Source organism: Algoriphagus locisalis (assembly GCF_900116615.1).
GTDB classification, from domain to species: Bacteria; Bacteroidota; Bacteroidia; order Cytophagales; family Cyclobacteriaceae; genus Algoriphagus; species Algoriphagus locisalis.
The window spans coordinates 223,371-235,968 of the sequence record NZ_FPBF01000005.1 but is presented as its reverse complement, the minus strand read 5'-3'; the positions used below and the strand labels follow the sequence as shown (position 1 = coordinate 235,968).

The 12,598-nt window shown below is 41.2% G+C and carries 10 protein-coding genes; 3 read left to right on the top strand and 7 right to left on the bottom strand.

The window, feature by feature from the left end:
• Positions 1-27: 27 nt before the first annotated feature.
• From atpA to BM386_RS15010, 6 genes are all read right to left on the bottom strand, one after another.
• The gene (gene atpA / locus BM386_RS15040) at positions 28-1,605 is read right to left on the bottom strand and encodes a F0F1 ATP synthase subunit alpha (protein WP_091695807.1); all 1,578 of its coding nucleotides are present in this window, start codon (positions 1,603-1,605) and stop codon (positions 28-30) included.
• A 24-nt stretch (positions 1,606-1,629) separates the two neighbouring features.
• On the bottom strand, positions 1,630-2,190 hold the full coding sequence (gene atpH / locus BM386_RS15035; RefSeq protein WP_091695806.1) for an ATP synthase F1 subunit delta: 561 nt from the start codon (positions 2,188-2,190) through the stop codon (positions 1,630-1,632).
• 9 nt (positions 2,191-2,199) lie between these two features.
• Positions 2,200-2,694, bottom strand: coding sequence for a F0F1 ATP synthase subunit B (locus tag BM386_RS15030; protein ID WP_091695804.1), 495 nt, complete (start codon positions 2,692-2,694; stop codon positions 2,200-2,202).
• A gap of 72 nt (positions 2,695-2,766) precedes the next feature.
• Complete coding sequence (gene atpE / locus BM386_RS15025; RefSeq protein WP_091695803.1) at positions 2,767-3,027, bottom strand: ATP synthase F0 subunit C; 261 nt, start codon at positions 3,025-3,027, stop codon at positions 2,767-2,769.
• A gap of 37 nt (positions 3,028-3,064) precedes the next feature.
• On the bottom strand, positions 3,065-4,108 hold the full coding sequence (gene atpB, locus BM386_RS15020; protein ID WP_091695801.1) for a F0F1 ATP synthase subunit A: 1,044 nt from the start codon (positions 4,106-4,108) through the stop codon (positions 3,065-3,067).
• A 448-nt stretch (positions 4,109-4,556) separates the two neighbouring features.
• A complete protein-coding gene (locus tag BM386_RS15010; protein ID WP_091695797.1) occupies positions 4,557-4,784 on the bottom strand; it encodes an AtpZ/AtpI family protein in 228 nt (75 codons plus the stop codon).
• Positions 4,785-4,930: 146 nt separating this feature from the next.
• On the opposite strand from BM386_RS15010, the gene porW reads away from it, so the two are divergent.
• From porW to uvrC, 3 genes are all read left to right on the top strand, one after another.
• Entirely contained in the window at positions 4,931-7,552 is a 2,622-nt protein-coding gene (gene porW / locus BM386_RS15005; protein ID WP_091695794.1) for a type IX secretion system periplasmic lipoprotein PorW/SprE, read from the top strand.
• 3 nt (positions 7,553-7,555) lie between these two features.
• A complete protein-coding gene (locus BM386_RS15000) occupies positions 7,556-9,862 on the top strand; it encodes a penicillin-binding protein 1A (RefSeq protein WP_091695792.1) in 2,307 nt (768 codons plus the stop codon).
• A 64-nt stretch (positions 9,863-9,926) separates the two neighbouring features.
• Positions 9,927-11,732, top strand: a complete 1,806-nt coding sequence (gene uvrC / locus BM386_RS14995) for an excinuclease ABC subunit UvrC (RefSeq protein WP_091695790.1) — start codon at positions 9,927-9,929, stop codon at positions 11,730-11,732.
• Positions 11,733-11,754: 22 nt separating this feature from the next.
• Here uvrC and porN read toward each other — a convergent pair whose 3' ends face one another.
• The gene (gene porN / locus BM386_RS14990; protein WP_091695788.1) at positions 11,755-12,573 is read right to left on the bottom strand and encodes a type IX secretion system ring subunit PorN/GldN; all 819 of its coding nucleotides are present in this window, start codon (positions 12,571-12,573) and stop codon (positions 11,755-11,757) included.
• Positions 12,574-12,598: the final 25 nt, after the last annotated feature.

Sequence of the window (12,598 nt, the reverse complement as noted above, 5' to 3'; positions counted from 1 at the left end):
ACTCGCGTCTTCCGGAATTCAAATCAATTATTTAGAGAACTTAGGCGCTAATTCTGCAGCTGCTTTAGAAAGAACTTTTCCAGCTTCGTCCACATTCCCTTTCAGGATGAAGTCTAGCGCTTCAGGATAAGAAGTGTCCAAAAGTGTGTAGAATTCTTTCTCAAATGCTCTGGCGTTTTCCACTGGAACTGTATCCATCAAGCCTTTAGTAGAAGCATAGATAATCGCTACCTGATGTGCTACAGATACTGGAGAGTACTGCGCTTGCTTCAAGATTTCCTGGTTTCTTCTTCCTCTTTCGATCGTACGCTTAGTAGTCGCATCCAGATCAGAACCAAACTTAGAGAAGGCTTCCAATTCACGGAAAGCTGCCTGGTCCAATTTCAAGGTACCGGCGATTTTCTTCATTGACTTGATCTGCGCATTACCACCTACTCGTGATACGGAAATACCTACGTTGATCGCAGGACGGATACCAGAGTTAAAAAGGTTTGTTTCCAAGAAGATCTGACCATCTGTAATAGAGATTACGTTAGTCGGGATGTAAGCAGAAACGTCACCAGCTTGAGTTTCGATAATCGGAAGTGCTGTCAAAGACCCGCCACCTTTTACCAAATGCTTGATCGAATCCGGCAAATCGTTCATTTCCTGAGCGATTTTGTCAGACTTGTTGATTTTCGCAGCTCTCTCAAGCAATCTTGAGTGAAGGTAGAATACATCACCTGGATAAGCTTCACGTCCCGGAGGTCTTCTCAAAAGAAGCGATACTTCACGGTAAGCTACTGCTTGCTTAGAAAGATCATCATAAACCACCAAAGCAGGACGGCCTGTATCTCTGAAGAACTCACCGATCGATGCACCAGTAAATGGAGCAAAGAACTGCATTGGAGCTGGATCAGAAGCAGGAGCTGCTACGATTACTGTATATGGAAGTGCGCCACCTTTTTCTAGTGCAGCTACTACACCGGCAACGGTAGATGCTTTCTGACCGATTGCTACGTAGATACAGAAAACTGGCTCACCTTTATCGTAAAATTCTTTTTGGTTCAAAATAGCATCGATCACTACGGCAGTCTTACCAGTCTGACGGTCACCGATTACTAATTCTCTTTGTCCTCTACCAATTGGAATCATCGCATCGATAGATTTGATACCTGTTTGAAGAGGCTCTGTAACTGGCTGACGGTAGATTACACCTGGGGCTTTACGCTCCAAAGGCATCTCATACAACTCACCTGTTATCGGGCCTTTACCGTCGATAGGGTTACCCAAGGTATCCACTACCCGACCAAGCATCCCTTCACCTGCTTGAATAGAAGCAATTCGCTTAGTTCTTTTTACAGTATCTCCTTCTTTTACAGATTTGGAGTCACCGAAAAGTACCGCGCCGACATTGTCTTCTTCCAGGTTCAGTACCATTGCTTTCAGACCGTTGTCGAATTCTAGCAATTCACCGGACTGAGCCTTAGAAAGTCCATAGATACGAGCTACACCATCCCCCACTTGAAGGACTGTACCCACTTCTTCGAGTTCCGCCTCGGTTCTTGCACCAGAGAGTTGCTCTCTTAAAATTGCCGAAACTTCATCAGGTCTTACTTCTGCCATGATATATAGATTAATGCTTTTTTGTTAGATTTTACTTTCGTAATGATTTTGGGAAAACTGAGTTTTCAATTGTCTCAGTTTGCTACTCAACGACTCGTCAAGTTGACGATCATTTACTGTCAAAATATATCCTCCGATCAGGTCAGGATTTATTTTCTCTACCAACTGTACTGTTTTCTTTCCAGAAACCTCTTTTACCACATCAGCAAACTCCTTTCGAAGCATATCATCGATCGGAAAAGTAGTAGTCACCTCAGCTACCTGGATAGAATGGTGAAGATTATATTGTACTTCAAATTCCTTTGCCACATCTAGGAGAATCTCTTCTCTATTCTTACGGGAGACAATCTCAAAGAAAGTCATCGTAAGTGGATCCGTTCCCTTTGCAAAAAGTGCTTTCAGTACATTCAGTTTTTTATCGGAATTGACGACAGGGTTTTTCATAACCAACGCCAATTCACGGTTACTATCTGCCAAAGCAGTCAGCCTTTGAAAATCTGTATGCACCTCCTCTAGCCTTCCTTTTTCCAAAGAAAGTTCCATGATTGACTTGGCATAGCGGGATGCTACTCTCTGGTTTGACATGGAGGCGTATTAGTTAAGCTTAAGTTCTTTGATGAATCCTTCTACCAAATCCTTCTGAGATTTGTTATCGGATAGGTTGGCTCTCAATAGCTTTTCAGTAACTGCAAGAGAAAGCGTAGCCACCTGAGTTTTCACATCTGCCAAGGCAGCTTTCTTCTCAGTCTCAATGACAGCTTTCGCATTCTCGATCATCAAAGCACCAGCCTTTACAGCTTCCGCTTTAGCATCATCGATCATTTTCACAGAAGCATCCTGAGCTTTCTTCAAAATAGTATCTCTTTCCAGTCTGGCTTCAGCAAGAAGTTTCTCATTCTCAGCTTTCAAATTTGCCATTTCATTTCTTGCAGTTTCAGCTGCCTTCAACGCGTTGTTGATACTGGTTTCCCGCTCGTCGATAGCAGCAAGCATAGGCTTCCAGGCAAACTTGACCAAGATAAACAAGAGAGCCAAAAAGCCAAACAACTGCCAGAAGATCAGGCCGGAACTAGGTAAAATCAGATCCATTAGATATATATAATTTCGTTATTGTTCAAAAAGAGGGATTGACCCTAACGGCCAATCCCGATTCATTTGTTCTTAGAAAGCGATACCGCCTGCATTCAACGCAATAAGTAGGCATACTACTACTGCAAACAGGGAAACCACCTCGATCAAAGCTGCAATGATCAACATAGCAGTCTGGATTTTACCAGCAGCCTCAGGCTGACGAGCAATAGATTCCATAGCTTGTCCACCAATTCTACCGATACCAAGTCCTGCGCCAATCGCAACAATACCTGCACCGATACCAGCACCCATAAGTGCCATTCCAGCTGTTAATAAGATTGAAGTTAACATACGTTTTTATTTATAAATTGAACAAAGAAATTCCTAATTAATGTGCCTCGTCATGTGCATGCTCCGCTACTGCAGAACCAATATACATCGCTGTAAACAAAGTGAATACATACGCTTGTATTGTTGCCACCAACAACTCAATCATATTGATGAAAGTCACCATAAGCGTACTCACTACTCCGATGGTGTAGGATTGGAAAATGAAGACCAATGCAATGAAAGCCAAGATTACAATGTGACCTGCTGTGATCGCTACAAAAAGTCGCACCATCAAAGCAAAAGGCTTGGTAAACAAACCGATAATCTCTACCGGTACGATGACCAAAAGCAACGGAATAGGAACACCCGGCGTCATGAAGACGTGCTTCCAGTAATCCTTATTCCCATTTACATTCACGATAATGAATGTCAAAATAGCCAAAGTAGCCGTCACAGCTATATTTCCGGTCAGGTTAGCCGCACCTGGCAATAGACCGATCAGGTTACCGATCCAGATGAAAAAGAAAAGGGTAAGCAAGTAAGGAACAAATTTTCTATACTTTGGACCTATTGCTTTGTGGGCAATTTCGTCCCGCACAAAAATCACAATCGGTTCCACGAAAGCAGCTGCTCCTCTTGGCGCAATAGCTCCGTTTTTCTTATAATATCTTGCTGCTGAAAGCGTGAGAATCAATACCACTGCGATTACCAGGAACATCATCGCTACATTTTTGGTAATAGACAAATCTGTGAAGCTAGCTCCATCAACCCTGCCCATGTGGTCATGGGAGTCGATGAAATACCCTTCATGGGCATATTCCTCTCCGAAAGCATGAGTCTCGTGGTTTTGGAAGTCTGAGGAACTAAAAAACTCCAATCCTCTATCACCTGAATACACGATAACTGGCAAGGAAAGCGTTACATGCGTATGACCTATATTGAAAAAATGCCACTCATGGGAATCCTTGATGTGGTGCATGATGAAACCAGTCGGATCTTCTCCTCCATCTTCAGAATCAGCCCCAGCGGCAAAAGACACACTGGAGAAAATCAGCAAAAAGGCTGACAATAAAACACTTAGGGAAAGAAATTTGCGCGTCATCTACTCTTTTTTTGAGGGCTACTTCGAAATCGGGCGCAAGTTAGCCAGAAACGTGTAGATATCAAAAACCAGATAGAACAAAAAAAGGATAAAGAAATTCACTACAAACAAAAGAATATTCTCTGAGCCCATAAAAACCATGATTCCTATAAAAGATAATGAGGATAAAATCCGTATGATCATCCCCAACAATTTCACTTGAAGAAGATTTTCTGAAGATCCTTTAAGAAGCCAAAGGCTCATTATTCCTACCAAATAGGAGGTTATTGCGAGAAAAAACAGAATTTTCCATATTTCCTCATGCACGGTGGAAGGAAGCAACCAACCAAATAAAAGTATCAGTAAACAAAATATTCCTGTGAGCAGGAAAAATTTCAAATGATAGTTTGTTTTCAACGTCATGGGAATTAATTTCTTACAAATTTATCCCAAATTTTCTTTTGTAGCTCTACTTATCCGAGCGAATCGAATTCCATAATTGATAAAATGCAATAACAATGGACAAAAAACAAAAGAGCAGCAACCATAACGGAAACTTCATGTCGCTCTTTTGCTGCAACCACCATCCTAGCCAAGTCCCTCCCCCGATTACTCCGAATAGCTGAAAAGAAAGACCTATGTATTTCACATAAACTGGTGTGCGGTGGGATTCTCTTTCTTGGTTATTTTTGGGCATTGGAATAGCGTTAAAGGGGCGGCAAAAGTTAAAATGGCCTAAATAAATCTGTGCAAAGATCAACCCACAAATAATAGACCATGGAATTCGTTCACTAAGTAAACCAAAAAACCTATTTTGCTACCTGAATTGGGCAAAACCATTTTATGAGGATATTTTCCAGACTACTTGTAGTTAGTTTATTTTTTTGCGTAGCGTGCTCATCTGAGCGCAACACCTTCACAAACAGGACATTTCATAATGTCACTGCGCATTTCAACGCTTATTATTTAGCAGATGTGAGATTGAAGGAGGTAGAAACTGAAGTTTATCAAAACTATAAGGAGGACTATACACAGATCCTTCCTGTCTTTATCCCCTTCGATTCTGCTACGATTCAAGCCAATGCTGAGAAATTACAATCCTCCAGGGAATTAGCTTCAAAAGCCATCGAATGGCATAAAATCAGCAATTGGGTGGACGATAGCTATTATATCCTGGGAAAGCTGGACTATTACCAATCCCACTTCGACGATGCTCAGAACACCTTTAAATACATCAATGTAAACTCCAAAAGTGATGACCTGAGACATCAGACGCTCATCACCTTGCTACGGCTTTATGTAGATCAAGGAGAATTTGAAAATGCCAATTTCACGATTGATTACCTCGGCAAAGAAAAGAACATTGCGGATGAAAACCGCTATGAACTCTATAGGACACTGGCCTATTACTACGAAAAACGTGGCGACAGAAGCGGAGTAATAGGAGCTCTCGACAAGGCAATAGAATATTCTAAGGATAAAAAAGAGGAGTCAAGAATCAACTTCATACTCGCGCAACGGTACCAAAGAGAAGGTTTTGAAGCTCTGGCACATGAATATTATGAGAAAGCATTGGAAGGAAACCCTCCCTATGAGCGAAGTTTCTATGCGCAGCTGTACGCCCAACAAGTAGCAGAACTAAATGCTTCCAAAGATCTCAGGAAAGTCAGAAAATACTATGAGGATCTCTACGAAGATCCGAAAAACAAAGACCTCAAAGACGTAGTGATCTATGAAAAGGCACTTTTCGAAGAAAAGCAAGGCGATACCGAACTTACGCTAGAATTACTTCACCAAGCAGCAAAAGAACCCGGTAGCAACCCTAGGGTGAAAGGATACATCTACCAAAAGCTGGCAGAAATAAACCTAGCGGAGTTCAAAGATTACAGAGCCACAAAATACTACCTGGATTCCGCGCTCAGCTTTATCAATGAAGAAGATCCTGCAGCACTTGCCATCACCAATCAGAAAGAATCCTTAGATCAATATGTCTTTCACTTTGAGCGCATAGAGGGAAATGACAGTTTGCTGCAGCTTGCTGGGCTTTCTCCGGAGGAGCAAAAATTAATTGCTGAAAATTATATCAAAACCGAAGAGGAACGCCTCATGCGCGAAGCAGAAGCACTTCAAAAGCCCAAAAGCTCGAGCATTTTTGATAACCTATTAGCTTTCAGCGACAGGGGCTCCGGTTCATCCTTCTATTTCGACAATAGCGTCGCGATGCAACAAGGAGCGATAGATTTTCAAAGAAGTTGGGGTAATAGACCCTTGCAGGATAACTGGCGAAGAAGCGCTGTGAGTTTCCAAAGTTCAGCTCCTACCATTTCCGAACCGATTGAAGGAGACTCTATCGCTTCAGAGACAGATAATCTTATCAGCCAATTGCCAACGCTGGACGATCTATTGGCAGGAATCCCTAATTCGGAGCAGCAAATCCAGACGCTGAATCTTGAATTAGAGGAATCCTATTTTGAATTAGGCAAACTCTTATATTTTGACTTGGAAGAAGTAGAAAAAAGTGTCGCTAATCTAGAAACACTGGTTCGTGTCTATCCTAGCTCATCCAAGAAGCCTGAAGCATATTATTTATTGTATTTGGCACAAAAAGATTTGGGAGGCAATTCACAGCAATATGTCGGACGTTTAAATCGAGAATTTCCAGAATCACAATATACTTATTCTGTAAACAATCCCGATGCAGCATCTGGTAATTTGGCTTACGTAGAATCTTCAAAAAGATATGAACAAGCCTATAATGCCTATTATTCAGGTCAATATCAGACAAGTAAGAGCATCATAAAGTCAACATTAGAAGAGTATCCACTTACGCGCAATACAGAGCGACTATTGCTGCTGGATATTATGAATACCGGCCAAACTGAAGGTCGTGTAAGGTATAGAGAACGGCTGGAAAATTATATTGAAAATTCTCAAGATCAAGCTTTGGTAGAATTGGCAAGGAATATGCTAAAACCTTTGCTGTCTCAAGAAGAGCTTGCAGCACTTAATCCAAAAGAACTAGATGAAAGTGATTCTACTCAAGTTGAGAAGAATGCAGTTACTGATGACGGAGAAAATGAAGGAGCGTCTAACTCACCTTATAAATACAACGAATCTGCAACGCATATTTTTGTACTGGTGATGGATCCGGCCTTAGCCGAAACAGTAAAAAGCTTGCTGCCGGATTTAGAGACTTTTCATGCTTCAAATTTCTCTAAAGAAAGGCTGAGAACAGGTGAAATGAATATGAATAGAGAGAATGCGATTTTCATCATTAGTCCTTTCTCCAATGCCGCAAAAGCAAAAGAGTACTACAGTAAGTTTCAACAAGAATTCGAATCTGAAGGGCTGACCGATCAGGTAAAATCAGATTCCTTTGTGATTTCTATTGAGAACTTTACTGCATTAAACAAAAGCAAAAATTTAGAAGAATACAGGACTTTCTTCAAGTCCACTTATAAGTAAACTATGAGTAACAAAGCCAAACCCCAAACGTCCCCTTGGGTGTCCAAGACCATAAAATACCTTTGGATCGCCTTTATTGCGGGACTTTTTGGTTTCATCCTATTTGTCTGGATGGTCAGTATCAATTTCCTTGGACTATTCGGATCTCTTCCAGACTTTAAAGCGTTGGAAAATCCAGATTCAGAGATCGCTTCAGAGTTGTATTCTACTGATGGTGTACTTTTAGGGCAGTATTTCCGTGAAAATAGAAGTCCCGTAAAATACGAGGATCTCTCTCCAAACCTCGTTAATGCCTTAATAGCAACTGAGGATGTTCGCTTTGAGAACCACTCCGGGATAGATATGCAGGCAATGGCACGGGTTTTTGTGAAATCAATCCTACTGGGCCAAAATGCCGGAGGAGGATCCACCCTCAGTCAGCAAACAGCAAAGAACCTCTTCAAAACGAGAACAGATGCCAGCAATGGTTTGCTAAGTTCAATACCTGGACTTAGAATGCTGATCATCAAGACTAAAGAATGGATTGTTGCTACTCAATTGGAGAAAGCATACACCAAAAATGAGATTCTAACCTTATACCTGAACACCTCAGACTTTGGCTCAAACGCCTTTGGTATCAAAACTGCAGCAAAGACCTTTTTCAATAAAACTCCTTCGGATCTAGCAATCCAAGAATCCGCCGTTTTGGTTGGACTATTCAAAGCACCATCCTATTATAGCCCAGTATATAACCCTGACAATTCCCTCTACAGACGAAATACAGTACTTGGACAAATGAGGAAGAATGATTTTCTAACAGATGCTGAATTTGATTCTCTTTCCAAATTGCCTATTGAATTGAACTATAGTGTTGCCAATCAAAATAAAGGTTTGGCAACTTATTTCAGAGAGATCGTAAAAGCAGACTTACAAAAGTGGGTTAAGGAAAACCTCAAGTCAGATGGGTCTGCCTATGACCTTTATGGCGATGGGCTTAGGATTTACGCAACGATCGATAGCCGTATGCAACGATACGCGGAAGAAGCTGTAGCTGAACATATGGCCACCTTGCAAGCTAAATTTTATAAGGAAATGGGTAATAAGGACCCATGGATAGATGAAAACCGTCGCGTGATCCCCAATTTCATCGAGGATGCAGTAAGAAGAACTGAAGCCTACCGCTTGCTCAAAGTACGCTATGGAAACGACACAGACTCTATCAATATCAAGCTGAATGAGAAGAAGAAGATGAAAGTTTTCTCATGGGAAAAAGGAGAAGTAGATACCCTTATGAGCTCCATGGATTCCATGCGTTATTACAAGAAATTCCTTCAGACTGGATTTATGAGCATGGATGCGCACACAGGCCAGATCAAAGCTTGGGTAGGAGGATTGGATCACAAATATTTTAAGTTCGATCACGTGCTTAGAGCCAAGAGACAGCCTGGTTCCACGTTTAAGCCATTTGTCTATGCCGCTGCCATAGAAAACGGATACAGCCCCTGCTACAGCGTCATTGACCAGCCTGTGGAAGTATATATCCCAGGCCAACCGGCTTGGAGCCCATCGAATGCAGATTCGAAGTTCACTTATGAAAAAATGACCATCAGACAAGCCATGGCAGAATCGGTGAATTCCATCACTGCCTATATGATGAAAAAGCTAAGCCCAAAAATAGTTGTCGAGACGGCTAGACGATTAGGAGTGACAAGTGATCTGGAGGAAGTACCGGCTTTGGCACTAGGAGTAAACGATGTCTCTATTTTCGAAATGGTTGGCGCCTTTGGGACTTTTGTAAACCAAGGTGAGCACACTACACCATTCTATATTGACAGAATTGAAGACAAAAACGGAAACGTCATTCAACAATTCACCGCCAAAAAGAGGCCTGCTATGAGCGAGGAACATGCTTATTTAATGACTTACATGCTCAGAGGAGGTTTTGAAGAAAGCGGAGGAACCAGCCAGGGGGTTGATTGGGAATTGAGACAGGACAATGAGCTTGGAGGAAAGACTGGCACAACCCAAAATGCTTCCGATGGATGGTACATGGGAATAAGTAAAGATCTGGTAAGTGGCGCTTGGGTAGGTGGTGATGACCGCGCCATTCACTTCAGAAGCTGGTATGATGGTCAAGGCGGTAGAACTGCACGACCTATTTGGCAGAATTATATGAAAAAAGTATATGCTGACGAGAGTTTAGGATATACAAAGGGTCCATTCCCAAGACCTGAACGCCCACTTAGCATAGAGATAGATTGCGATGTCTATGAAAAAGAAAGTCAGCGATTTGCAGATTTTGATTACGACGCAAAGAAGAACGACTTTTAAAAAAATATAAAACCTCTTTTAAAAACAGCCTTAATCCAAGGCTGTTTTTTTTTAATTTTAGCCCATGCAATCCTCCTCATTTTCCCCTACCGATCATCTCACACTTCCAGATCAACCGGGAGTGTATAAGTATTTTAATGAGGAAAATGAGTTGATCTATGTAGGCAAGGCAAAAAGTCTGAAGAAGCGAGTCGGCAGTTATTTCAATAAAAACACTGGCGTGAATCTCAAGACCAGAAAAATGGTCAAAGAGATACGCAGAATTGAGATCACCATTGTGGATAGCGAATTTGATGCCCTACTTCTGGAGAACAACCTGATTAAAAAGTCACAGCCGAAGTACAACATTCTTCTGCGTGACGATAAGACTTATCCCTACCTTCTTTTGACAAAAGAGAATTTCCCTCAGATTTTCCCGACAAGGAAAATGATCCCAAGGAGAGGAACTTATTACGGTCCATTTGCCAGCGTTAAAGCTATGAATAACGTGTTGGATTTGATCCGGGAGCTATTCACCATCCGAACTTGCAAACTTGATTTGTCACCCTATAAGATCGCAGAGGGGAAATATAAAGTTTGTCTGGAATATCATATTGGAAACTGTCAGGGTCCCTGCGTTGGATTACAAAATGAAGCCGCTTACAGTAAAGATCTAGAACAAGCAAAGCATATTCTGAAAGGAAATCTTGGGGTAGCTAAAGCCTATTTCAAGCAAGAGATGCAGGTACATGCAGAAAATCTGGAATTTGAAAAAGCCCACAAGCTCAAGGAAAAACTTGATTTGTTAGAAAAATATCAGGCAAAATCCTTGATCGCCAGCCCTTCCATCAACAATCTGGATGTGTGTACGATTGTCTCTGACGAAAAAAATGCTTACGTGAACTTCATGCGAGTTAAAAATGGGGCTTTAATAACATCAAAGAATGTGGAGCTTAAAAAGCGGCTAGATGAATCAGATGAACAATTACTCCTTACAGCTTTGATTCGCCTTCAGGATCAATTCCAAAGCGATGCAGAAGAAGTTTTATTAAACATAGAACTAACTGAGCAGATTGAAGGCTTAAACGTATTCCATCCAAAAATTGGAGATAAAAAGAAGTTGATCGAGCTGTCATTGAAAAATGCACTTTACTATAAAAAAGAAAAGGCATTGTTGGCAGGCTTAAATCAGGACAAAAAAGATAGAGTTATTCGTCAGCTCCAACAGGATCTAAGTTTACCGGAAATCCCTGACCACATCGAATGCTTTGACAATTCAAATATACAAGGCACCAATCCGGTAGCAAGTATGGTGTGTTTTCTCAACGGCAAACCTGCAGTAAAAGAATACCGGCATTATCACATCAAAACAGTGGTGGGTCCAGATGATTTTGCAAGCATGAAAGAAGTCGTAGGACGTAGGTATAAGCGCCTATTGGACGAAGGAAAACCAATGCCTAAGTTAGTGGTAATTGATGGTGGCAAAGGACAGTTATCTTCTGCGGTAGAAGCCCTGAAGCAACTTGGTATCTATGGACAAATGCCAATTATTGGTATTGCTAAAAGGCTAGAGGAGATTTACTTTCCGGGTGATTCTTATCCTATACATATTGATAAGAAATCAGAGAGCTTAAGACTACTACAAAGAATCCGAGATGAGGCTCACCGCTTTGCGATTACCTTTCATAGAAATGTAAGAAGCAAAAATGCTTTTGGGACACAGCTCACAGCTATCCCTGGTATAGGAAAAAGCACTGCCGATAATCTCTTGAGTCATTTTAAGTCGGTAAAAAAGATCAGTGAAGCAAGTGAAAAGGAAATTGCTGCAATAATTGGAGCTAGCCGCGCAAAGGCATTGATAGCATGGAAAGAAAAAAATAAAGGGGCTTAAAAAAAGCCCCTTTTTCTATTTATTACCACTCCCACAGGGAGTTTTCATATTCTAGCAATTTATACTCAAATTCGAGCGCATCTACGTAAGCTTGCATTTCGGGATTAGGATGATCTACTGCCACAAGATCCGCAATCAGCGCTTCTTCCGAATTAGTAAATCTTCTTACCACAGATCTGAAAAGTCTAGTTTCAAAAGCTTCGTCATACGTTAGGCTTTTGGATAGGTTCTGGAAATTAATCCATCTAGCTTCAGGATGATCTTTGAAGTAGTTGTAAAAGTCTTTATAACGAATGAAAGCAATGGTCTTTTGACCTGCATTGGAATTCGTCTCAGACGGCATCACCAATTCAAGGTATTTGATATCGAATACCATATCAGAGTGATGCTTATCAAAAACAAAATCTTCTCTAAAATCAAGATAGTAAAGCTGCTTGGAGAAAATACTGTCACCGGTAGCATTTAACCAGAAATTGTCCTGAAATTCTGCGATAGATAGTGGCTGGGTAAATTCTTCGTCACCAAAAACCTCTAAGGCATTCTCTTCTACAATCGCTTTATAGATCTGATTTACAATACCATTACTCTTTGTATCTCCAGACCCATAAAGTGGCATGTTATATTTCTCACGGAGATCAATTCTTCTCCAAACACCAATTTGGTACATTTTATCATCTTCTCTGATTCTTTTGGCAGAGTAGATGGTATCCATATCAAACTGACGATCCCCGTATCCAGAAGGGCTAACGCTTGTAGGAGCGATTTGCGCCTCGCTCACTAATGGCGAAAGTCCAACTGCTATTAGCAGGGATAGGATTAATTTTGGAAGAAACTTTTTCATAATCATTCGTTTATCTTAATCCCAA